General features: G+C 61.3%; 17 protein-coding genes. 14 read left to right on the top strand and 3 right to left on the bottom strand.

What is annotated here, in order from left to right; translation table 11 throughout:
* The first annotated feature begins 120 nt into the window (after positions 1-120).
* Positions 121-1701, top strand: a complete 1581-nt coding sequence (locus QI450_RS02455; protein WP_226775004.1) for an alkaline phosphatase D family protein — start codon at positions 121-123, stop codon at positions 1699-1701.
* A gap of 220 nt (positions 1702-1921) precedes the next feature.
* Here QI450_RS02455 and QI450_RS02450 read toward each other — a convergent pair whose 3' ends face one another.
* The gene (locus QI450_RS02450; RefSeq protein ID WP_226774058.1) at positions 1922-2551 is read right to left on the bottom strand and encodes a DUF6308 family protein; all 630 of its coding nucleotides are present in this window, start codon (positions 2549-2551) and stop codon (positions 1922-1924) included.
* A gap of 194 nt (positions 2552-2745) precedes the next feature.
* On the opposite strand from QI450_RS02450, the gene QI450_RS02445 reads away from it, so the two are divergent.
* The 6 genes from QI450_RS02445 (at position 2746) to QI450_RS02420 (ending at position 13827) form a co-directional block, all read left to right on the top strand.
* On the top strand, positions 2746-3015 hold the full coding sequence (locus tag QI450_RS02445) for a DeoR family transcriptional regulator (RefSeq protein WP_226774059.1): 270 nt from the start codon (positions 2746-2748) through the stop codon (positions 3013-3015).
* A gap of 473 nt (positions 3016-3488) precedes the next feature.
* Entirely contained in the window at positions 3489-5495 is a 2007-nt protein-coding gene (locus QI450_RS02440; protein ID WP_226774060.1) for a hypothetical protein, read from the top strand.
* Positions 5485-6393 (top strand): hypothetical protein, encoded by a 909-nt coding sequence (locus QI450_RS02435; RefSeq protein WP_226774061.1) that lies wholly within the window; start codon positions 5485-5487, stop codon positions 6391-6393. Before QI450_RS02440 ends, QI450_RS02435 begins: the two co-directional genes overlap by 11 nt.
* A 57-nt stretch (positions 6394-6450) precedes the next feature.
* Positions 6451-11862, top strand: coding sequence for a DEAD/DEAH box helicase (locus QI450_RS02430; protein WP_226774062.1), 5412 nt, complete (start codon positions 6451-6453; stop codon positions 11860-11862).
* A 190-nt stretch (positions 11863-12052) separates the two neighbouring features.
* Positions 12053-12985 (top strand): NaeI family type II restriction endonuclease, encoded by a 933-nt coding sequence (locus QI450_RS02425; protein WP_226774063.1) that lies wholly within the window; start codon positions 12053-12055, stop codon positions 12983-12985.
* Positions 12982-13827, top strand: coding sequence for an HNH endonuclease (locus tag QI450_RS02420; protein WP_226774064.1), 846 nt, complete (start codon positions 12982-12984; stop codon positions 13825-13827). Before QI450_RS02425 ends, QI450_RS02420 begins: the two co-directional genes overlap by 4 nt.
* Here QI450_RS02420 and QI450_RS02415 read toward each other — a convergent pair.
* Complete coding sequence (locus QI450_RS02415) at positions 13820-14827, bottom strand: DNA cytosine methyltransferase (RefSeq protein ID WP_226774065.1); 1008 nt, start codon at positions 14825-14827, stop codon at positions 13820-13822. The two genes, QI450_RS02420 and QI450_RS02415, sit on opposite strands and share 8 nt — an antisense overlap.
* A 585-nt stretch (positions 14828-15412) precedes the next feature.
* On the opposite strand from QI450_RS02415, the gene QI450_RS02410 reads away from it, so the two are divergent.
* The gene (locus QI450_RS02410) at positions 15413-15595 is read left to right on the top strand and encodes a hypothetical protein (protein WP_226774066.1); all 183 of its coding nucleotides are present in this window, start codon (positions 15413-15415) and stop codon (positions 15593-15595) included.
* Between the two features lie 93 nt (positions 15596-15688).
* Positions 15689-16651, top strand: a complete 963-nt coding sequence (locus QI450_RS02405; RefSeq protein WP_226774067.1) for an IS481 family transposase — start codon at positions 15689-15691, stop codon at positions 16649-16651.
* 100 nt (positions 16652-16751) lie between these two features.
* Here QI450_RS02405 and QI450_RS02400 read toward each other — a convergent pair whose 3' ends face one another.
* Positions 16752-17600 (bottom strand): DUF3883 domain-containing protein, encoded by an 849-nt coding sequence (locus tag QI450_RS02400; RefSeq protein ID WP_226774068.1) that lies wholly within the window; start codon positions 17598-17600, stop codon positions 16752-16754.
* Positions 17601-18009: 409 nt separating this feature from the next.
* Between QI450_RS02400 and QI450_RS02395 the strand changes: the two genes are divergently transcribed.
* From QI450_RS02395 to QI450_RS02375, 5 genes are all read left to right on the top strand, one after another.
* Positions 18010-19017 (top strand): substrate-binding domain-containing protein, encoded by a 1008-nt coding sequence (locus QI450_RS02395; RefSeq protein ID WP_226774069.1) that lies wholly within the window; start codon positions 18010-18012, stop codon positions 19015-19017.
* Positions 19018-19154: 137 nt separating this feature from the next.
* A complete protein-coding gene (locus QI450_RS02390; protein ID WP_226774070.1) occupies positions 19155-20474 on the top strand; it encodes an ABC transporter substrate-binding protein in 1320 nt (439 codons plus the stop codon).
* 89 nt (positions 20475-20563) lie between these two features.
* Complete coding sequence (locus QI450_RS02385) at positions 20564-21610, top strand: sugar ABC transporter permease (protein WP_226774071.1); 1047 nt, start codon at positions 20564-20566, stop codon at positions 21608-21610.
* Positions 21607-22524: a carbohydrate ABC transporter permease gene (locus QI450_RS02380; protein WP_226774072.1), complete on the top strand. Its 918-nt coding sequence runs from the start codon at positions 21607-21609 to the stop codon at positions 22522-22524. Before QI450_RS02385 ends, QI450_RS02380 begins: the two co-directional genes overlap by 4 nt.
* The gene (locus QI450_RS02375) at positions 22521-24161 is read left to right on the top strand and encodes an alpha-amylase family glycosyl hydrolase (protein ID WP_282468089.1); all 1641 of its coding nucleotides are present in this window, start codon (positions 22521-22523) and stop codon (positions 24159-24161) included. The genes QI450_RS02380 and QI450_RS02375 overlap by 4 nt, the downstream gene beginning before the upstream one ends.
* The last annotated feature ends 114 nt before the right edge of the window (positions 24162-24275 follow it).

The following is a 24275-nucleotide window of genomic DNA, read 5'->3' as shown; positions in this document are numbered from 1 at the left end:
GGGAGCAGTCCCGAGCCCGCTTAGCGGAGGTCACCGGGTCAACAGGTCTTGTCACACAGTTAACTAGCCATTCACATGGTCCACAAGACTTGTCCAACCACCCTCCGTACGGTCGGAGGCATGGACAACATTTCACGCAGATCCGTTCTTTCCGCCGGCCTCGGAGCCGGGCTCGTCGCCGCCTGGCCGGGTGCCGCCGTCGCCACCTCCACCGCGGACGACGCCGGCATGCGCACCGATCCGTTCCAGCTGGGCATCGCCTCCGGCGAGCCGTGGCCGGACGGCTTTGTGATCTGGACCCGGCTGGCCGTGGACCCGGTGGCCGGGGACGGCCTGGGCGGCATGCCGTCGCGCAACGTAGCGGTGGCCTGGGAAGTGGCCGAGGACGCCGGCATGCGCAAAGTTGTGGCCCGCGGCGTCGAGCACGCCCGGATCGAAACCGCGCACTCGGTGCACGTGGAGCTGAAAGGCCTGCGGCCGGGGCGCGAATACTTCTACCGGTTCCGCACCGGCCGGCATATCAGCGCGGTGGGCCGCACGTTGACCAGTCCGGCGCTGCACGAGACGCCGGCGGCGCTGGCCATGGCGTTCGCCAGCTGCGCCCAGTACGAGCACGGCTACTTCACCGCCTATGCGCGGCTGGCGCAGGACCACCCGGACCTGGTGCTGCACCTGGGTGATTACCTGTACGAGTACAAGATGGACAGCTATGTGATCGGCGGCGGCAACCCGCGCGACCACGCCGGCCCGGAGACCACCAGCCTGGCTGGCTACCGGCAGCGGCACGCCCAGTACAAGGCCGACGCCGACCTGCAGGCCGCGCACGCGGTGGCGCCGTGGTTGGTGGTGTGGGATGACCACGAGGTGGACAACAACTGGGCGGACGAGGTCCCGGAAAACCAGGATGCCGGGCAGCTGAACGACACCACCGAGCATTTCCGCCAGCGCCGCGCCGCCGCGTTCCAGGCGTACTACGAGAACATGCCGCTGCGGACCTCCTCCGTGCCGGCGGGTGCCGACATGAAGATTTACCGGCGGTTGCAGTGGGGACAGCTGGCGAACTTCCACATGATGGACACGCGGCAGTACCGTGATGACCAGCTGGCCGGCGACGGCTGGCAGAAAAACGTGGCCGGGCGCCTGGCCGAGGACCGCACCATCACCGGCGCGGAGCAGGAGAAGTGGCTGCTGGACGGTTTCCGGAACTCCACGCAGCGTTGGGACATCCTGGGCCAGCAGGTTTTCTTCGCCGAGCGGGACCGGGACAAGGCACCGGAGATCGACGACGTCTCCATGGACGGGTGGGACGGCTACGCCGCGTCGCGCCGCCGCATCACGCAGGGCTGGGTGGACGCGAAGGTGCGCAACGCCGTGGTCCTGACCGGTGACGTGCACCGCAACTGGGCCAACGACGTCAAGGTGGACTACAAGGACCCGGCCTCGCCCGTGGTGGGCTCGGAACTGGTGTGCACCTCCATCTCGTCCACCGGCAACGGCTCAGGATCAACTACGGATCCGGTAATGGCTTGGAACCCGCACCTGAAGTTCTACAACGACAACCGCGGCTACGTGAACACCCGCATCACCAAGGACGCCATGACCGCCGACTTCCGGACGCTGGACTACGTCACGACGCCGGGATCCCCGGTGAGCACGAAGGCGTCGTTCGCGATCCGGGACGGGGTGCCGGGGCTGCAGTAGCGGGGGTAGGGGCCGAAAAAGTCGGGGCCGCAGGCGACTTGTCCGGCCTTGACTCTTTCAGGCTGGGATGGTCGTTACCGGGTTGGTCCACGATTTGATCGGGTGGTTCTGGACGTTCCACTTGAGCGATCGGCGGGGTGGTGCAGGCAATGCTAGTCTCCCTGGCTGCCTGTCAGAGCGCGATCAAGGGTGCAGGTTCGTCGGAATGCAGCCCGATTCCTCAGCTAAGACTCGCACCTCTAGTGTCCATCCAAATCAGAATGTCGGCGAGGCGCAAAAGCGTTAGTCTGCGGCCGTCAGTCGTCCGAACTGTGGAAGCAAGCTCCGACATCCAACCCCGATTCTCACGAAGGTCCTTCCACAGAGCTTCGCGAAGAAGTCGGGACTCCGTATTCTTGACTACGTAAAACCTCCGGACGTACGAGTCATTGAGCGGAACAATTTGTGGTCGTCGACGGTGCAGGACCTTCGAGACTGTAGTGGGCGTCCACTGCGGCACATCTGTCGTGGCTGCATTTGCTACAGCCAAGCTGGCGACGGACCTTTCCAGTTCCTCGATCGAGTCAAAATCTTCGAAGGGTTTAGTCTCGGCCAGCTCTGACAGAGCTACGTCCAGCTTCTGGCGCAGTTCCTGGGCTGCTCCGTCCCCTTCCGAAAAGAGCGGGACGACTTCCTGCCACCCCAGTTTGAGGCTCAAGAGGTTCGCCATCAGGACATCGGAAGGAGCCAGGGGGCTACGGATATCGGTCTGCACGTCGTAAGTTGCGAACGCGAAGTGGGCCGCCGGCGCCGTATACGCCTTCACAACTTCTGCTGCTGTTGTTCGAAGTTCGGACAATTTTCTAGCCACGGCAAGTACCCCCAGTATTGACGACCGACTTCTGCATTCTATCGAGCCCCGAACAAGTAACGCACACAGATTCCCGGCACCAGGGCACGTTTCGCTCCAAACCTTGCCGGAGATAGCAGCAGGTCGGCGAAACGAGTAGCTGGGCCATCTTGCGGAACAGCCCTGCGTCCAACTATGGATACTGCGGCCGGGGAATGCTGTCGGCTACTAATCGGCGAGAGGGGATCCACCACCTCGGCCTAACCACCGGCTCGGCGTCCGTAGACGAACTATCCGCCCGGTTCCAGATGGCGGCCTCCACCAACCGCCGTGACCTGGCTCTACTGAACGGTCAGGGCCGGCTGCCCCGCAATTGCGGCGGCGCCATGGCCCTGGGCGCGCACCCGGAGGCGTCACGGCAGCACCGTCGAGGCATTAGTGCAGAAGTATATGGGGGCCCGCTGCGCGTGATCTGCACAACATAAACTGCTCTCCGTCACCACGCCGGGGATCAACACCCTGCAGGCGCTGGCATACTCCGCTCGCGGGCGGTTGCCGAGCCTGAGCTTCGTGGGCGCGCCGGCAGAGGCAGCCCTGGAGCATACGGGCTTAGACCGGGTGTCCTTGGCGCCGAAGCCCGTCACTTCCGAGGACGGCATGTGCGAGGCCAACCACTCCCAGACCGGATTCAAGGAACTCATGGCCCGCAGGGCAACAAGTCTAGAAGTCTAGGTCTTGGCGGATTCCTCGAGCCCCTCACGCCCCGTTGTTCCGTATCTTCCGCGATAATCCCAATATCGATACGGGATCGAGGTTTCGTGGTGCGTCCCCAGGGTCGTGCCCGTTGGGGTTTGATGACATGTAACTGTTTGGGCCCTAGCCAGCGTGGCCAACGGTGAGTGTCAGTAACACCAATTACAGTCACAAGCGTGGGGACAAGAAACTTGCTGAGAAAAATATGAACTACGACGAATGGCAGTCATTGCTGTCCGACGAATTTTTCACGACCAATGAACCCGATGAGCCCGTTGTCATGTTTCTCGATGATGAAGAAATGACGCGGATTTGCCCTCTCCTACCTGATCCCGTGGGGTCGCTTCGCTCGGCTGTTGTCGCGGAGCTCCGGCAAACCGACAAGCCAACAATATTCGAGCCTATTGACCGGCGGCTCGCCTCCTGGAGGAAGGGTCCGCAGGATCAACCCCCACCATGCCTGCCTCTGTTGGCCGTCACCGTCATCGCAGGATCCAGAATGCGCAACGACGGGGAATTCTCCTCTGCCGCTTACTACCCTCGGCTGGTCAACCTGATGGCGTCCGGCACAAACAGACTCACCGCCACGGGGATTCAAAAGCACTTCGATGTAGTTGCTGAGATGTGGCAGACACTCGATGACTGGATAGAAAGAAACCAAGATCTCTTAGGCCCGAGCACGATACGAACTCACGAAACCTTCAACAGAATCGGCTATCCGCTTTCTCAAACCGTTTTGAAAGCGTCCGACCGGGATCGGTTGTCAGGTTTCTTTGACCGCCTCCGTGTTGATCGGAACTCTAGGTCATCACCGGATCAATTGTTGGCCCTACTCCGTCTGTGGCTGGACAAGCCACGAGGATTCTCGACAGCATTCGTGGACCTAGTTCAAAAGGGCTCGGGAAATCCGTTGCTCTTGGCGGTGATTGCTAAATTGGCTGCCGAGCAAAGATCCGGACCGGCTGCGGCCAAGGGCCGGGTGCGGTTGGACCTGAGCATGTGTATTGACCCGGATGACTGGTCGGTCAGCTGGGTAATCCCTGTTGATCTTCGGTTGGAAACGGGCGAGCTTAGGCAGGACAACGGTTCACTCTTCTCGATCCAAAAACCCGATTACGGATCTGTCTACGACGTAATAGCGGGCGGCCTACCACAAAGCGCTTCCCTGATTAATCACCGTTTTCGGGCAACAGGAGACAGAGCCGTCCTGACCAAGAATGTGCGCCAAATGTGGATCTTGCGTATCGATCCTTCATCGGGCCACTGGCAGTCGGTGCCAGACGCCACTCCGGATGAGCCCCATCTGTTCATTGTGCAGGACACCGATGCAGCGGAAATGGACGAGCTTCTCACCAAGAGTGCCGCGTCAGGTTACTGGAAGCTTCGCGGCAGGATCTTCCCAGGATGGGCCGTATATGTAGATGTGTCCTTGGTGGGGCCGATTGACCTGTCAGCGGCAGGGTCGTTCAACAGCCTAGGCCAGCTCCTGAAGCCACCTCCCAGCTCGCGGCCCAAACTGGCGAACGGGCTTGAATTGCGGACGGATGTCGGGGGGCGCCACTATCTGCTAGGAGGTGAGCCGGACGTCCAGCTTCCAGAGGAACTTTCTGACGAGTACGTTCACGTTGTCCTTGATAACAGACTGCCCGGAACACGAGTGAAAGCCAACGGTTCTCTCTTTCCCCTTCGGCTCGCCGGGCCCTTTACGGAGGGGAAGCACACAGTTTCTGTCGCTGGTCTCACTTTGGATTTTTTCGTCCACTCCACTGGTTCTGCCGCTCGGTGGGAGGCAGCACACACCAAAAGTCACGACGACGTCGTGCCTCTGGATCCGGTGCCAGAAGCGAGGGCTCCCGTGTATGTGCTCTGTAGACGGGGACAGGATGCCATCGTATGGTTCGTAACTCCCTCGGGACTGGTGCAAAGGTGTGGTGAACCTCGTATTCCCCCCTTCACTAAAGGGCTCGGATTCCCCGAGTCCTACCGTTGGAAAATCTCTGTCCCGAAGGGTGCAAGCTGGGTTTTAACTGAACGGGCAGGAAAATTTTCGCAGCCCCAGCGGATTGCACCTGACCCACCAAACTTCGGATCTATAGACGGGCCGGCCCAGGCTTTTTGGCGCCGGGCCGCTAGAGAAACCATCGGTAATCCGGACCGCTTGTGGAGATCATATTTGTCACAGTCAATGGAAGACAGCATCTATGGACGGTGATCTGGTCCTAGAGTGGTTGAGTTTTCGTGGTCATGGCCGCCTTTCTGACGTAACGTCATCAGTCGCCGCATTGATGGACGGTCGTCCGCAGGCCAGAACGAATGCGGCTCGAGGGTATCTGCGGCGTTTGGAGGTATTGGGGCATCTGGATTTGTTGTGGTCGGAGAGCAAATGGCGAATTCGACCATCGGTGTTGACGCAACTTCCAGGGTCCTCGGCGTTTGCATTGGTCATCGGCAAACGAACAGCGGAACTAGAGAACCGGCTCGAAGCGGAGGCTGTGCTGCACAGGGTGGGACCCCCGAAAACCGGAACAGCGTCGCTCGGCGACCCAGGGATCCTTCTCCTTGAATACGACAGTGAAGCAGAACTCAGCGAGGTTGCCGCCACCACAGGAGCATCGTTTATCCCCTGCGCTGCTCTGTCCGTAGCCGCGAATCTTCCTCTGCTCGGTCCCGGGCCTCGATCAGCGGGGCCCAACACTTACGGGTCAGCAGTCGAGATGTTCAGCGTCTTCCAACGGGAGTTCACTCACGTTGAGGCTTTCCGTCGAGATGGACTGTTCAGGCAAACGGTGAACGGACGGTGGCAATACTGGTTGTTCAGATCGGGACTCTGGTCCTCAGTCGGCTATGCGGAAGGCGTGTGCCTGACTATTTCCGAGGTGGATAGCAAGTGTCTTCAGTTTAAGATCCTCGAAGATGTCGAAGATCCCATCGGGACACTACGTGTCAATGCCACCCTGCCGCTACCGGTGCAACACCGGCAAGCGCTGGCCCTGTGCAGCGGGGTCGGCCCCGTCAAGCCTCCGGGCGGAGCGTGGACCTATGAGAATGTGCCCTACTCTGTTGCTCTTGCCGTCGCGCGATCGATTCACCAACACCTTCAAGTGCGCTAGATATATGCAGCGCTCCGGCTCATTCTACAGAAAGACGACATCGTGCCTTTAGACATAGTGGAAACGTTCAACCACTTGAGGGAGTCGTATTTTCGTTATTACGACACACCGTTCGGACTTGCTGATGAAAACCTTGAAGCAGAACGACGTCGGATCCTCGACAAGGACAACGGTGTCTACAGGGAACCCTTCATCGAACTGCGCCCCGAATACATGGCCTCCACCCAGTCCTTCGAGGACTCAGTACAACAGGCTCACGCCTCCAAGGACCTGGTGGAGTTCGCCCGGACCGGTCTCATCCCCGCCGACCGGGACCTGTACACCCACCAGGAATCAGCCCTGAAATCGGTCGTAAGGGACAAACGCAATGTGGTGGTGACCGCAGGCACCGGTGCAGGTAAGACCGAGGCCTTTCTTCTGCCTCTACTTTCTAACCTTTTGGCCGAATCGACCTCCTGGACCGGTCATGGATCATCTTTCGCCACGTGGTGGAGAGGGGCGAATAGTCCGTTCGTGCCACAGCGGGAAACAGAGACTGGACGCACCAAAGCTGTCCGCTCCATTATTTTGTATCCGATGAACGCGCTGGTTGATGATCAGCTCATCCGGCTGCGGAAGGCACTGGACAGTGACGCGGCCCGGACGTGGTTGGATAAGAACAGGCGCGGGCACCGCTTTTACTTCGGTCGCTACACGGGGGCAACTCCCGTTACAGGAGCACGGGACAACAAAGTTGCCGTGGGGAATTTACGCTCCTATCTTCAAGATATTGATCATCGCAGTACTCAGATGCAGCAGCTCGATGACGAGTCGAAGTACTTCATGCCCCATCTGGGCGGAGCCGAAATGGTCTCCCGGTGGGACATGGCCCACGCTGCCCCCGACATTCTCATCACCAACTATTCGATGCTTAACGTCCTGCTCCTGCGCGAGCGTGACAGTGGTTACTTCGACTCGACCCGTGAGTGGCTTCAAACCAGTTCTGACCATCGATTCACATTCGTCGTCGATGAACTGCACTCCTACAGAGGTACCGCCGGCACAGAAGTCGCGCTGCTCATCCGCAATCTGAAGATGAGGCTCGGGCTGGCTGAAGACTCCAACCAGTTCCAAGTCATCGCCGCCTCAGCCTCTTTGGAAGCTGACCGGGACGAAGCCTTCGTCGAGGAATTCTTTGGCGTGCCGCGCGAATCATTCGATTTCCTTTCCGGACAGCTCATCCGTTCACAGGATCCGGCTCTTGACCTGTCGAAAACGGGATTCGCAACCCCGGAGGGAGTCCCCGGCCACACGGACGAGCTCACGGGAGCCAGTGCCCTGAGTAACGTCTTCTTCCTGGCCGAAAATGGGGAGCCTCAATCAAAACCCCAGGCGAAGTCTCTAAAGCAGATGGAACATCATCTATTCCCCGCGCTGCCTGAAGATTCACGCCGCCAGGCAGTACAAAAGCTCTTGAAAGCTGCTGCAGCCTCCCCGGAAAAAACAGGCGCGGTCAAATGGCCTTTACTGCGAAGCCATCTTTTTTTCCGCAACGTACCAGGTATGTGGGCCTGCACCGACCCGGCGTGCCCTGAAGTTCAGGAAGGATGCAGTCAGACGCGTCCTGTAGGGCGCCTGTACTCTGAACCGGTCAGCCGGTGCCTATGCGGCTCCAGAGTACTGGAATTCCTTTACTGCCAAAATTGTGGAGACGTCTTCCTGGGAGGGTACGTACCCGCCGGTTCGACCCAGCCTCCGGGGAAACCAGTAACCCTGCTGGCAGACCTGTCCGACATAGAACATCTACCCGATCAGGTGGGTCTCGAGCGGACAGCCAATAACTACCTTCTTTACTGGCCGCAGAAGCAGAACCCGGATCTGGAGGATCGGGAATGGACTGCAGACAGCAAAAAAGTAGAGTACGCATTCCGACGCTCGATCCTCAGGCCCGAGACGGGCGAGCTCCGGCCGACCGGAAGTAATGACCACACAGGCTGGACGTTCCAGGTGGCCACACCAGCAGGCAAGCGCGGCCAGAACGCGGGCGTGTTCAAACGGAACCCCGAGCAGTTGTCGCCGTTCCCTACGCGGTGCCCTAATTGCGCCGATGACTGGGAGATAACCCACACCGCCGATGGGGTCGTGCCAGCGGCAGACAAGAAACGTCAAAGATCACCCATTCGGGCCATGCGCACCGGTTTCGAAAAAATAAATCAGGTGCTCATCACAGAACTGCTCCAAGACCTCGAGCCCGCGAACCGGAAAACCATCGTCTTCACGGACAGCCGACAGGACGCCGCCAAGTTATCGTCCGGAATCAGCCTCCGGCACTACCAGGATCTGTTGCGGTTGCTCCTCCGTACCGAACTTGCGGCATCAGATCAGGTTGCAGCCGATATTCCGCTAGCCAAGGAACATATCGTCGACGGAAAGAAGACCGCAGAGTCCAAGGACGCGATCAAACGCCTGCGCGCCAAGGATCTGAACGCATTCACCCTCCTGCAGGACGTGTGGGACCTTGAGAGTGACGTGCCGGAAACGGAAGCCATCCGCCAGCTTGCTCAATCTCCTTCACTTCCCGTACTCACTGACCGTGTTAGTCAGCGGCTGCTGGAGATGGGCATAAACCCCGGCGGTCCATCGGCTTCCCTCCAGCAAACTGACGAGAAAACCCCCTCGTCCTGGTCGCTTATCTACCGCTGGGAACCTTCACCAGCACGGAAAACAGACCTGTCCACTGCCCAGAAGAAGCTCGAGGGTGCCATAGACAAAAACTTGCAGAAGGAGATCATTGACGGGTTATTTTCCGGGGTAGGACGCGACTATGAGTCTCTAGGTTTGGGTTGGGTTGGACTCGTAGGATCTGTCAGCGCCGCTGAGAATGGCCCATCCTCTCCGGCTGCCATCGCACAGTCCAGCCTGCGCATTCTGGCCGGAATGCGCCGATTCGCCGGTATGAGAAACGTGTCCGACACGCCACCGAGGAAGCTGAAGACCTTCTGGCAGGCAGTCTCGGTGAAGTTCGACATGGACATTGATGACGTTCAGACGTCGGCCCGGAAGGTATGGGGCGACGCAGTATCCAACTTCCTCATCCACGCCGAGATGGCAACCATCTACCAGCCCTCCAGCAGTGAATGGACATGTCAGAACTGCCGACGCCGGCACCTGGTATATGGGTGCGGTCTGTGCACGTACTGCGGTAAGGACCTCCCAGAGGCAACTGCTCATGGGACAGATCTTGATTACTACGGGCATAAGGCCACCTATGGCCAGGGCCAGTTCCGTCTCACCGCGGCTGAACTTACCGGCCAAACCGATCGGCTCGCCGCCCAATCCAGACAAGCCCGGTTCCAGAATGTTTTCCTCAACCAGACGGAAAACAAGAAGTCTGATGGGATTGAGCTACTCTCCGTCACCACAACGATGGAAGCGGGCGTCGATATTGGCGCCCTCGATTCCGTCATCTTGGCCAACATGCCACCTACCCGCTTCAACTACCAACAGCGCGTAGGGCGTGCCGGCCGGCGACTGACGCCCATGGCGGTTTCACTCACCGTGTGCAGGGGCCGCAGCCACGATGAGTATTACTTTGGACGGCCCGAACTCATAACCAATGAACCAACACCGCCGCCATACCTGGCCCTCAACCGTCCCGAAATTTATACACGTGCTTTGAGAAGTGAAACGCTTCGGCGTGCATTCATCGGCTTTACCGACACCCTTTCTCTAGATGACGGATTCTCCGGATTAGGCAACAACACACATGGCCAGTTCGGGTTGGTGTCGGACTGGGCCAGAGTGAAGCCACTGCTAAGCCGGTGGCTCAATGACAACCGGTCAATAGTTGAGGAGGCGGTGACCGGTTTGGCGACTTACACGAACCTAAGCCAGGATGACTTGGACAACGCACGTGCCAGTATCGCCTCCCTGGCTGAGGATATTTCCATGGTTGCCTTCAGTGACATCCCCGGCCATTCCGACCTTAGTCAGCGGTTGGCCGAAAGCGGCCTCCTGCCGATGTTCGGGTTCCCCTCAAAGGTTCGAGACCTCTACCTCAAGAAACCAGGCTCCGCTTTCCCCTGGCCGCCGGACAATGTGATCGACCGCGATGCAGCGATGGCAGTTAACCAGTTCGCTCCCGGCAGTGAGCTGGTGCGCGACGGGAAGATTTACCCTGTCATCGGAGCGGCCTCCTTCTACCCCGCTGGTCGCACAGTCATGGCTGAAGACAACGCTTTGGGCGACCAACGGCTAATCGATGTATGCAGGCAGTGTGCATACGTGGAAGAAAAACCAACAGGCTCAGAATACGCAGCAGGTTCTTGCCCGCAGTGCGGAGCTGACCCCGGAATCTTCAGTACCATCGATCTCCGGGAGCCCAAAGGATACCGCGCAGGCACCCCCCGAGACTTTGACGGCAACTTCTCCTGGTCACCCAAGTCGACCTCTACCAGGGCCGTCGCCGACCTCCAAAAACTGCTACCCGTTTCTCTCCCCGGTTCAGTCGCATATTCGGGCCGTGGGAAGCGATATGTGATCAATGACAACTCCGGCAAATCATTCCAGTTCAAGCAAGCTCTCCAGAACGATTACTGGGGCGGCTACATAGCCATGGCTCCTGATGGGACGAGCGCGGTGCACACCGACCAGTCCGAACCTTCCATCGTTGCTGCGCTGGGAACAATTCAACCGACGGACTTCTTGTTCTACGGACCGCAGTCAGCCGTAATCAAGCCTCAGGGGCTACGGCTGGATCTGAGCAGCGGAACGCCTCAACAACACGGCGCGTATGACTCTATTCAAGGCCGCCGAGCCGCTTGGTACTCACTGAGCTTCCTGATGAGGACAGTCGCGGCGAAGAAGCTAGACATTCAATCCCAGGAATTCAACGCCGGAATCTATACCGGACTGAAGGACGGCGAGCCAACCACGTTCGCTTTCCTTGCCGACACCTTGGAGAACGGCGCGGGCTTCAGCAGCCACCTGGGAAGACCCGAGATCCTTCACGAATACCTCGCTGACATTGACACCTACCTGGACGAACTGGCGGGTGAGCACTCCCAAGAGTGCTCGTCTTCCTGCTACCGCTGCCTGCGCGATTATTCCAATATGGCCTACCACGCACTTCTTGACTGGCGTCTAGCCAAAGACCTGAAAGCAGTACTCGACGGCCGAAACCTGACAATTGAGCTCGACAAGCACCGTCAAGCAATTAAAAACTGGGCCGCGGTCTACAACGTCTCCGTAATGGAGAACAACTTTGCCGCATGCGCTCTGTGGGAAAAACCAGCCGAGGGCCGCATCGCAGTGATTCTGCGGCATCCCTTGGAATCAGGAGAAGCTGACTTATTGTCGGACAGACTATTAAAGGCAACAGCACAATTGAATGCAGAACACGTCGGCCTAGATGGAGCGGTCTATGTTGACACTTTCATGCTTGACCGCAATCCAAACCATGTTCTCAACCTCTTCCGAAGCCTGAGGTGATGCCAAGGGACTGCCCCGGATTTCTTCGACCAGGGCAGTTCCTTTGCGTGCTGACGTGCCTGCAAATTTAGCGTCCGAACTGCGGCGTAGGGACAAGCAGTGCATTAGCCCTGGTCAGAGAGTCGTTTAGTTGAGCCGATTAATTCCCGCTAATTTCTTTGGCTCGGCTGGCAGTGCATAGGGTAGGGTCATGTCGCCCTTTGATCCGGATGAGCCGGATATCCCTAATGATCTTGAACTCGAAGCAGTCGCCGCGGAACTCCTATCAGCAGATCCCGACGGCAGCCGGATGGCCGAGGTCTTTCGATCCACGTTTGACCAGCTCTATGACGGCCAGAGGACGGGCCGCTATCGCTGGGATCAGCTGTTCAAGACGGAGAAAACGCACTACGGCACCCTCATCGAAATCAACCTGCAGCGCGAATTTGGCTTCGATGATGGCCAAATCCTGGACTATGCGATCGCCGGGTACGAGGTCGATAGCAAGTACTCCGCAACAGCCCAATGGATGCTCCCGCCCGAGAGCATCAACCATCTCATCCTGGGTTCCGTTGCAAGCGACGAACGGTCCGTTTGGAGCATAGGACTTGTACGCGCCACGCCAGAAAACCGCAATGTGGGCATGAACCGCGATCAAAAAGGAAGCCTCAACGCGCTCGGTAAATCGCGCATCAAATGGCTGTTCAGAGACGCCCCTATGCAGCCAAACATCCTAATACAGCTTCCCACCGCACACATAGCTAGGATCTTCGCTCCAAGAAGCGGCCAGGCTCGGGTCAACGAGTTGTTCCGCGTAGCTACCAACATGCGGATCTCTCGTAACATCATCGCGACCGTCGCCCAACAGGATGATTTCATGAAGAGGGTTCGTGAGAACGGCGGCGCGCGCAGTGTCCTTCGGTCGGAAGGCTACCTAATACTCGGAGGTGATTACACCGCGCAAACCGCAATCGCACGATCACTCGGCTGCACCGTGCCAGAACCTGGCGAGCTGGTCAGCATCCGTGTTGGGCCTGTCGACTTCGCAATGGCGAACTCAGTCAATCTCGAGGGCCGATACTGGCGCCATATTGAAGGCGAACATGCAACTACAACGCCCGCACCCAAAGTCCTCGCCCAATGATCGTTGACTTTCTGCTTTTGCCGCAGCCTGGCAGTCCCGAGCTTCATGATCTGATCGCGTCTGAGCAACACCGAGTGCTATACAACTTCCTACATGCTCGAAATGATGATCCCCCGACGATGGTGGAAATTCGGGCTCATGCTGCAAATGTCGCGGGTGCCAGTCATTCCCAAACAGATCGTCGAGTTCGCGACCTTCGAGACGTCTACGGGATTAAGGTGCCTTGTCGGCGCATCAATGGTAAGCCGAAATACGTTCTCGAAGGACTCCGAGATCCTGGCGCTCCTCGAAGGACCGCAATCTCGCGCCGCCTTCGGCCTCAGGTCCTCCTCAGCCAGCGGTGTGCGCAATGTGGCAAGACGCCGAATGAAGACGGTGTCAAACTTGAGGTTGATCACAAACTTCCACTTACCTGGGGCGGGGACAGCGACATAGATAACCTCCAAGCCCTGTGTCACGAATGCAACAACGGTAAGCGCGACTACTTTACATCTATCGATCAACATGCCGACAAGATGCGGGCCGCCGCTTCCTGGCTCGAGCCGCACAAGCGTATCGGTGAAGCGCTGAAGGCCTTTGAGGCAGCCGGTGAGTTGGCGCCAAGCCAAATTGTCGCCGTCGTCGCTTGTATGCATCAGTTCCAAGAAGACTGGCAGAAGCGCATGCGCGAGCTAAAAGAACTCGGCTGGCAGTATAGGGTCCACTATCGATACGAGGACGGACGCAAGCGTAGCCACTATGAACTAACAGCCTTTACGCCATGGCCGCTTGGCGATGTCGCCGCGGAGATTCGCCGACGCGAAAGGACTCGTAAAGCCGATAAGAAGTCGGCTTCTAGCTAACAGCGCGTAGGTGCCGCTCCACCGACTCCTCAAACTGATTGTTGGCAGGAGACTTGACGCCCAGGGCAGTGGCAATAGAAGTCCCGATGGCTGCTGCAACCGGCGGCGGGAACGCATTCCCAATCTGTCGGTAGACGGACGTCTTCTTGCCAGAGAACTGCCAGCCAAGAGGGAAGCCCTGGATGCGGGCAACCATTTCGTTGGTCAGGCGAGGAATGTGGTCTAGCGGCGTTTCAAACCCCGGAACTTCATTGGCGATGCCTTTGCCGTCGACCCCGAGCTGAAGCCAACCCGCTTTAGCACGCGTCGGCCCAAGGTCAGCGCCCCCATGCTTCTTGGAGCCGCCGACAACAGTCGGGGCAATACCGTTTGCCTTTTTAGCCCAGGCCGCGGCACCAGCCCATCCGCCGCTCTCCATCATCGGCAAAAGTACTTCTCCAACGGTCGGCGGTTTGCCATGTGCAGCGGGCCAGTCAAACTTCTTGTGGTAACGCTTTTTTACGGCCACGAGAATGAACCGGGGCCGGAGCTGAGGGACGCCAAATTCGCTCGAGTAGAAGAGCTGCCAGTCAGCCTCATAGCCGAGCGCTTCGAGTGCATCAAGAATCGACTGACGATAGGTCGAAAACCTCGCCGATGCCAGACCTTTGACATTCTCTAGCATTACGGCAGCAGGCTTAGCCTCATCCACGAGGCGAAGCGCTTCTGGAAAAAGATCACGCTCGTCGTCGGCGCCGAGCTGCTTTCCAGCGATGCTGAACGGCGGGCAGGGTACTCCCCCAGCGAGCAGATCGATCCCTTTGTAGTCCTTGCCGTTGACTTCGCGGACGTCACCATGGTGAACATCCCATGAGGGTCGATTGAGGCGGAGGGTGGCGGCGGCGTCCTTGTCGATCTCGACGGCCAGAGAATGACCGAAACCAGCCTGCTCCAAGCCAACTGACTGACCTCCAGCTCCGGCACAGATTTCGAGCACAGTAAGTTGGGGGGTCGTAGTCATGTGGTCCATCATCTCATTTCGACGGGTCTGGTCTTTGCCATTGAGGCGTCTGCGTCTCACGATGCCAGGGGCCTCTGACATTCGTGTGCAGCATGCGATAGGTTACCCCGCCGCGTCTCCTTTGCCCGTGACGTCGAAGAGATTTTAGGTGCTCGGAAGGGCCTCGATCGGCATGATTGCGCAGGACCAGCTGTCGCCAAGCCGGGCGGCCCATACTGAAACCGTTAGCCACGCACGAAGGGCTGATATACTTCCTCACGCTTTCCAAACCCTCAACCTTCCCTCAGCCCGCTCCCAAAACGGCGGATGTTCGGTCCCATTGAGGGCAAAACGCTGGACGACCTGCTCCGGAGGAGCGATGGTTATGCCACCACCCATCTAGCACCGCCTCGAGTACTTTTTCTAATTGCACCCTGCATCCCCGGCTGCGGTTCGCCGTCACCTGTATGAACTACTCTTTTGCTCTCAGGTTCTATACCGCGTGCAACGTCTTTATGAAGGGGCCCAAGTGGTAAGACAACGGCGAGGCCTTGGCCCGTGCCATTGGGGGGCGTCGCGACCAGGTCACGGCCTACACTCAGTGTTGTGGCTACATACAAACCTGCCGAACTTGCTCGGGAACTCGGCTATACCAACGAGCACCGACCGGGGAAGGTCGTCCGGGATTATCTTCGTAAAAAATACCCGGCCCACCCGAAGTACCAGCGGTGGGTGCTCGACGAAGTCCAGGCCGCCGACGTTCGCATCAACGTCCCTCGGAAGCGCTAGATGTACTCGGCCAGGACGTTGGTTACATGTTGAAAGGGTGAAGACCTCTTAGGTTGGTGGTTACCACACACACCTAACGACTAAGAGGTCTTCATGGTCCACCGTAATGCCCGTCTGACTCCTGCCGGTAGAAGCATCCTTGTCCAGCGTGTTCTGGACGGCCGTCCCGTGGCCCACGTGGCGAAGGAAATGGGTGTTTCCCGCGCCTGCGCCCACCGGTGGCTCAAGCGCTATGTCGAACACGGCTGGGACGGGATGGAGGACCGATCCTCACGCCCACATTCGTGCCCACACGCCACCCCCGAGGCGACGATCGAGGACGTGCTCGCGGCGCGTAAGAAGCACCGCGAAGGCCCGGTCGAGCTGGCCGAACGCTGCAAGGTCCCGGCCCGCACTGTCTCTCGGATCATCGCCAGGGCCGGGCTGCCCCGGTTGTGGGAACTGGACCCGATCAGCGGCGAACGCATCCGGGCCGGCCGGGCCACCGACCACCGTTTCGAACGCGACACCGCCGGAGAGCTGCTGCATATCGACGTCAAGAAACCCGGCGGCATAGCGAACGGCGGCGGCTGGCGGGTCCACGGCCGCAGCGAAACCGTCAGAGGCCGCGGCATCGGGTACGACTACGTCCACGTCGCCGTGGATGACCACTCCCGCCTGGCCTACGTCGAGGTCCTGCCCGATGAGAAAGGGCCGACCTGCGCCCGGTTCCTGACCAACGCCGCGGCATTCATGGCCGCCAACGGGGCACCCGTGCGCGAAGTCATGACCGACAACGCCCTGGCCTACATCCGGTCCGCGGACTTCGCCAAGGCCATCGCGGATCTCGGCGCCAAACACAGGCGCACCAAACCGCGAAGCCCCTGGCAGAACGGCAAGGCCGAACGGTTCAACCGCACCCTTCAGGAAGGCTGGGCCTACAAGAACGCCTACGACTCCAGCGACCACCGCACACAGGCCCTGACAGGCTGGCTAGACTTCTACAACCACCGCCGCAACCACAGCGCCCTCGGAGGACGACCACGCATCAGCAGATGTAACCAACCTGCTGGCTGAGTACATCTAGACCCTTCACCCCGCCAGCCGATCGGCTATCGGGTGGTCCTGAAATCTGTGGTTCAGCTTAGCTAAACTTTTTGTGGTTTCTCAAGGCAGCCTAGGCGGGACGCGGCAGCGCCGTGAAGCCGTTCGATTCAAGGACGCAGCTGGCGTCGAGATTACCGCGCAGCCAGAACCAAGCCGGATCATGACCGAAGTGGAAAACGCGAAACAGATGGTAGACGTCGGCCTGCTCTCTGGACACTTTCAGCTCATTGGTGGTTACAAAAAACGGTGTTTCCGCACGTGATCTTGTGGTTTTCACCTCAATCAGCTTTTCTTTGCCGCTCTCTTCAAACGAAAGAATGTCGTAGCCGTCCCCGTCGCCCCGCGACTGGCTGACGTGATCGATCTTTCTAGCCAAATTGGCTTTGCCTGCCTTGACGAGTCGCCGATATTCAAGGTCAGCTACCGCAAGCTCGCCGGCCAGTCCGAGCGCGCGATTTCTTGCTTCAATTGCCGCGTAGTCCGGGCGACCCGTCCGGGCGCTGGTCCCCCTCGGCGATTCCGGGAGAATGATCGAAGGGACGCCGGCACTATTGAAATCGAGCGAGCCTGTGGAGCTCGCCTGGGGCGCTTGTAAAGCTTCGGCCAGCACGAGCTCGATTAGAGATGGGCTGGATGCTAACTGGCGCTGAACCTCCGGAACCAAGGACTGCTGATAATTCTGAGCCGGCTGGTAGCCGCGGATCGGCCTCAACCCAAGCTTCATCAGTACTGCGGAGATGTTCTGGTGTTTAAATTCAATAGCTGATTCAGACCGGTTAGAGAGCATGGGCAAGAGCGCCTTCCTGAAGTGACTCTTAACGTAGGGCTCGCCGGACACCTCCAACCGCAACATGTCCAAATAGCTTCGGACGGTCGCTGCAACTTCAGCCTCGGACCAATCCGTTGGTTTGCCTGCCATGCCGTCCCCAGTTCCACAAAATAGCGCTTGCTCTGGCCCAGGCTACATCACGATATTGGGCACCGGGCATCTCTAGCCGCGCGCGAATAATGTAGTCGTGAAAGGTGGTCACTCCCCATGGATGGGCGTCGGCCAGCCCCTGCCAGCCCCAGCCGCAAGAGCACAGGCGTTCGTAGGAATGTCCTAAGCGCCAATGGTCAACAATTCCTCCGGGCAGCGGAAGATCGATGGCGGTCATTAGCCTTCTCGCTGTCGGCTGAGTCCCCCGTTTACGAAACGCAATGCGATCCCCGAACCACCCTTTACTGTTGATTCTGCACCCAACGAAACCGTTTACGTAAACCGTTTTCCGAAACCGATTACGTAACACGGGCAGCAGACAACAAGACACCCTCAGGGAGGAGGAACAGTGGTCACCATCCGCGATGTCGCCAAGCACGCCGGCGTCTCCCCAGCCACCGTCTCCCGGGTGGTCAACGGGCTCGTCGGCTACTCCGACGAAACCCGCGAACGTGTCGAAACCGCGGTCAAGAGCCTCAGCTACGAAACGGACTACCTCGCCCGCGGCCTCAAAACCCGGCAGACCTCCGTGATCGGGCTCCTCGCCCCCATGGTCTCCGATGCCCTCGCATCCCAAGTCATGCAGGGCGTCGAGGAGGAAGCCCAAGAGCGCGGCTACGCCGTGATGCTCGGCCGCACCGGCGCCCAATCCGCCTACATCGCCGGCTACCTCCGCACGCTGCGCACCTACCGGGCCGCCGGCGTCATCCTCATCTCCGCGGTGATCACGCCGGAGACCAGGCAGCTGCTGGGACCCAACGTCCCCATCATCTCCGTCGCCATCAGCGACAAGTCCGGCTCCCCCAGTGTGGCCATCGACGACGAGCAGGCAGCCTACGACGCGACCCGTCACCTGCTGCGCCTCGGGCACCGGCGCATCGGCCTCCTCACCGGGGACCCGGCGTCGGTCTACGTCGCCCAGCCCCGCCAGCGCGGCTACCTCCGCGCCATGACCGAAGCGAACTGCACCCCGGTCACCGCCACCGGCAGCTTCTTCTATGAAAGCGGCGCTCCCGGCGTCGACGAGCTCCTGCAGCAGGACCCCGGGCTCACCGCGGTCTTCGCGATGAGCGATGAGATGGGAGCCGCCGTCGTCAACGAACTGCAGCGGCGCGGGCTCCGGGTGCCGGAGGACGTCTCCGTCCTGGGCTTCGACGGCACCTCCACCTCGCTGCATGTGAACCCGCCGCTGAGCACCATGGCCCAGCCGCTCGAGGAGATGGGGCGGATGGCCGTGAAGAAGCTGCTCCGCTCCCGCGACCTGGGCCCGAAGATCATGCCGCACCGGTTGATCGAACGCGGCTCCACCGCGCCGCCCAACTCACCATCCCCTGGCAGCCAAGAACCCACCAGCTAACCCCACCAGACCACCCCACCAAACGGCGGCAGCCGGCACTCCCCCGTGCCACAAACCGGGCAGCCGCCGCAGTTCTGCATGCGCCAAACCACCCGCACCACCCACCTCGCACCACCACACACAACAAGGAGCAACACATGAGGCAGCGCCGCCGCACCTGGCAGACTCTTCTCGCCACCACCGCAACCCTGACCGTCGCCACCGTCGCCCTCACCGGCTGCGGCGGGACCGCCACGGAAGCGAAGAGCACCCCGAAGGCCGCCGCCGCGTCCTTCGAGGGCAAGGGCCCCATCAACTACGTCTCCAACCGCGACGCCTCCGGTGCCGCGAACAAGACCATCGAGGAGTGGAACGCCGCCCACCCGGAGGAGAAGGTGACGTTCATCGAACTGCCGGACTCCGCGGACCAGCAGCGCCAGCAGCTCATCCAGAACGCGCAGATCAAGTCGGACACTTTCAGCGTGCTGAACCTGGACGTCGTCTGGACCTCCGAGTTCGCCGCCAACAAGTGGGTCCTGCCGCTGCCCGCGGACGCCGTCCCCACCGACAAGATGATCCCCGCCACGGTCAACGCCGCGACGTACCGGGACACCCTGGTCGGCGCCCCGTACTACACCGACGGCGCCCTGTTCTACTTCCGCTCCGACCTGCTCAAGGCCGCCGGCATCGCCGCCCCGCCCAAAACCTGGGACGAAATGAAGACCGCCTGCAAGGCGATCCTGGCCCTCCCCGAAGCCGCCGGCATGTCCTGCTATACCGGCCAGTTCGACAAGAACGAGGCCCTCACGGTCAACTTCTCCGAAGCGGTCGCCTCCGCCGGCGGCTCGATCGTCGACGCCGACGGCAAGCCCACCGTCAACACCCCCGAGGCCAAGGAAGGCCTGAACCTGCTGGTGGACGGATTCAAGGACGGGATGTTCCCGTCGGACGCCATCACCTACCTCGAGGAGCAGGGCCGCCGCGCGTTCCAGGACGGCAAGCTGGTCTTTATGCGCAACTGGCCCTTCCTGCACGCCTCCCTGAGCGCCACCGACGGCTCCAGCAAGGTGGCCGGCAAGTTCAGCATCACCTCCATCCCCGGCACCGACGGCCCAGGCGTCTCCACCCTCGGCGGCCGCAGCCTGGCCATCTCCCCGTTCACCCCGAACAAGGCCACGGCGCTGGAATTCGTCAAGTTCTTCACCAGCGAGGAGCAGGCCCAGAAGCGCCTCGCCCTGTCCTCCCGCGCGCCGGTCTACGCGTCCCTCTTCGAGGATCCCGCCGTCGTCGCCAAGCGCCCGTTCTTCCCCACCCTGCTGACCTCGCTGAACAACGCCCAGCCCCGCCCCAAGGTGGTCCAGTACGGCGCCACCACCAAGGCGATCCAGGAAGAGGCCTACGCGGCCATCACCGGCGCCAAGGACACGGACACGGCCTTGAAGGACATGCAGGCCAAGCTCACCGAGTTGACCAAGTAGCTCAGTAACCCAGCAGTCCAGACCCCACGCCTGGCCGGCCGGCCCACCCCGGCCGGCCAGGCAGCTGCAACTCCAGTTAGGTACCCAGCATGACGACGACGACCGCCCCGCCCGCCGGCGCGCAGACCGGCACGCACCAGCCAGGCAGCCCGCGCAGACGCGGCAAACGCTCCCCCGGTGAAGGCCGCATGGCCGCGATGCTGCTCTCCCCCACCATCCTGGTGCTGGCCCTGGTGATCGTGTACCCGCTGCTCTCCGCGGTGCACCAGTCCCTGTTCCGCGCCGAATCCGGCCTGGACGCGGACGGCTTCGTCTCCGATGTGGAATCCTTCGTGGGCTTGGCCAATTACGCCGACCTCTTCGTCGGCGAATCCGGCCGGCGCTTCCTGAACGCCTTCGCCAACACCACCTTCTTCACCGTCGCCACGGTGTTCCTCGAAACCGTCCTGGGCCTGGCCCTGGCCCTCGCCATGAACCGGGCCTTCCGCGGCCGATCCTTCCTGCGCGCCAGCATCCTGGTTCCCTGGGCCGTGCCCACCGCCGTCTCCGGCCTGCTGTGGCGCTGGATCTTCCAGTCCGACGGCATCGCCAACAACCTGCTCGGCAGCGAGATCCTCTGGACCGCCGAAGGCAACGCCTCCAAGGTGGCCGTCATTATCGCCGAAGTCTGGAAAACCGCCCCCTTCATCGGACTCCTGGTCCTGGCCGGCATGCAGGTCATCCCCGGCGAAGTCTACGAAGCCGCCCGGATCGACGGCGCCGGCTGGTGGCGCCAGCTCGGCTCCATCACCCTCCCGCTGGTCAAACCCACCCTGCTGGTGGCTGTGCTGTTCCGTATGCTCGACGCGCTGCGGATGTTCGACCTTCCCTTTGTGCTGATCGGCCCTGGCAAGGAATCCGTGGAGACCCTCTCCATGCTCGCCTGGGACGAATCCAACCAGCTGCGCTACGGTTCGGCCTCCGCGTTCGCCGTCATGCTCTTCCTGTACGTCGCCGTCGTCGCGATCGTGTTCGTGAAGGTGCTCGGCGCCGACGTCACCGGCGCCAAGGAACTGAAGCTGCTGTCCAAAAAAAGCGCGAAGAAGTCCCGCTCCCTGGCCAACTCCGAACAGAAGAAGGCCGAGGCCACCCGATGACCATCTCCGACCTCCGCAACGCAGCTAGCGACTCCGGCGCCGTCGCCCCCGGCGCACGCACCGCCGTCGTACCCGGCAAGCCGAAACCCAAGCGCACTTGGCGTTCCTACAGCGTCTACGCCGGCCTGGCCCTGATCTTCGCGTACTGCCTGGCCCCGTTCTACTGGATGCTGGTCTCCAGCCTGCGCCGCACCGCTGACATCTTCGACAACACCCTGCTGCCGGCGCCGTTCTCGCTGGAGAACTACACCAAGGTGTTCGACGGCTCCACGATGTTCGGCCAGGCTCTGCTGAACTCGCTGATCGTCGCCGGCACCACCACCACGTTCGCCCTGGTCCTGGGCGTGTTCGCCGCCTACGCAATCTCCCGGCTGAACTTCCGCTTCAAGTCGGTGATCCTCGGCGTCATCATCGCGACGTCGATGTTCCCGGGCATCTCCGTGGTGGTGCCGCTGCTGCGCCTCTTCACGGACATCGGCTGGATCAACACCTACCAGGCGATGATCGTGCCGAATCTGTCCTTCGCGATCCCGCTGGCGGTCTGGAACCTCACCACGTTCATGAAGGCCCTGCCGTTCGACCTCGAGGAAGCAGCGATGATCGACGGCTGCACCAAGTGGCAGGCGTTCCGCCGGGTCCTGCTGCCGCTCGCGGCGCCGGGCGTCTTCACCACCGCGATCCTGACCTTCATCCACAGCTGGAACGAGTTCATCATCGCCCTGTCCATGATCAACGACCCCAAGATCCAGACCGCCACGGTGGCCATCTCCAAGTTCACCGGCGCCACCGAATTCCAGGCGCCCTTCGGCGAGCAGATGGCCGCCGGCGTGATCGTCACCGTACCGTTGGTCATTATGGTGCTGATCTTCCAGCGGCGGATCGTCGAAGGCCTCACCGCGGGCGCGAGCAAATGAGCCCTGCCGAAGAGACCGCTTTGGCGCCTGCCGCCGAGTGGTGGCAGTCCGCCGTGATCTACCAGGTCTACCCGCGCTCCTTCGCCGACGGCGACGGCGACGGCGTGGGCGACCTCGCCGGGCTCATTGCACGGCTGCCGTACATCGCTTCCCTCGGGGTCGACGGGATCTGGATGACCCCGTTCCAGCCCTCCCCGCAGGTGGACCAGGGCTACGACGTGTCCGACTACTGCGGCGTGGACCCGCTGTTCGGCACGATGGACCAGTTCGATACGTTGCTGGAGCTCGCGCACTCGCTGGGCCTCCGCGTCCTGCTCGACGTCGTCCCCAACCACTGCTCCGCCGAGCACCCGCTGTTCCAGGCTGCGTTGGCGGCCGGCCCGGGCTCGCCGGAGCGGGACATGTTCCACTTTGTGCCCGGCCCGGTGGACATGTCCGACGGCGGCGGTAACGTCGCCGGCGACGTCCCGCCGAACAACTGGCAGAGCGTCTTCGGCGGCCGCGCCTGGAGCCGCGCCACCCCCGGCTCGGCGACGGACACGGACTGGTACCTGCACCTCTTCTCCCCCGAGCAGCCGGACTGGAACTGGCGCAACCCCGCCGTCGGCGACTACTTCGACGGTGTGCTGCGCTTCTGGTTCGACAAGGGCGTGGACGGCCTCCGGATTGACGTCGCGCATGCCCTGTTCAAGGCCGACGGCCTGCCGGACTCGCCCTCCACCGGCGGGGTGGTGGACGGGCTGCGGTCCAACCCGCAGGTCTCGGACCAGGAGGAAGTCCACGAGGTCTACCGCCGCTGGCGCACCCTGGCCGAGAAGTACCAGCCGCACCGCCTGCTGGTAGGCGAGGTCAACCTCGAACCTGCCCGCGCCGCCCGCTACACCCGGGCGGATGAGATGCAGCAGGCCTTTGCCTTCGCGTTTGTGAAGCTCGGCTGGGATCCGGAGGCGTGGGCCGCCGTCGGGAACGAACTCGAAGCCGCCCGCCGGCTGCACGGCGCCACCCCGACGTGGGCGCTGGAGAACCACGACATCGTCCGGTCCGCGACCCGGTTCGGCGGCGGCGAGCTCGGGAGTGCCCGGGCGCGCGCCGCGCTGGTGGCTCTGCTGGGTCTGCCCGGCCCGGCGTACCTCTACCAAGGGCAGGAACTGGGGCTGCCCGAGGCCGACGTCCCGCTGGAGTCCCGGGTGGATCCCATGTGGGCCCGCGGCGGCGTCTGCCGCGACGGCGCCCGCGTCCCGCTGCCCTGGACGGACAGCGCGGCACTGAACCGCGGCTTCTCGCTGGCGGAACCGGCATCAGAGCCGTGGCTCCCGCAGCCCGCGGACTGGGGTATCCACGCGATCGAACGCCAGCAGCAGGACCCGGAGTCCTCGCTGGCGTTGGTCACCCAGACGCTGGAAATGCGCAAGCTGCTATGGAAGAACGAAGTCTTCGGCCCCAATGACGGCGGCATCTGGCGCGTCGAAGCCGGGAATCTGCTGATCTGCGAACGCAGCGCCGACTTCTTCGTCGCCGTCGCGATGGGCACCAAACCGGCGCGGCTCCCAGCCGGAACAGTCCTGCTCAGCGCCGCGCCGCTGACGGAGGACGGCTGGCTGCAGCCGAACAACGCGGGTTGGGTACTGAGGGGCTAAGACCATCGCCTCCGTGCCGCCCACGTTTCCCCGGGGGAACACCCGTTGCGCCGTCACTTGTAGCTGCGTTCAACAGCTGCTAGCAGCGGCGGAGAATGACCACAGGTGATAGCG

The sequence above is a fragment of the Arthrobacter sp. EM1 genome (assembly GCF_029964055.1).
GTDB lineage: Bacteria > Actinomycetota > Actinomycetes > Actinomycetales > Micrococcaceae > Arthrobacter.
This window is presented reverse-complemented; position numbering and strand designations above follow the sequence as displayed.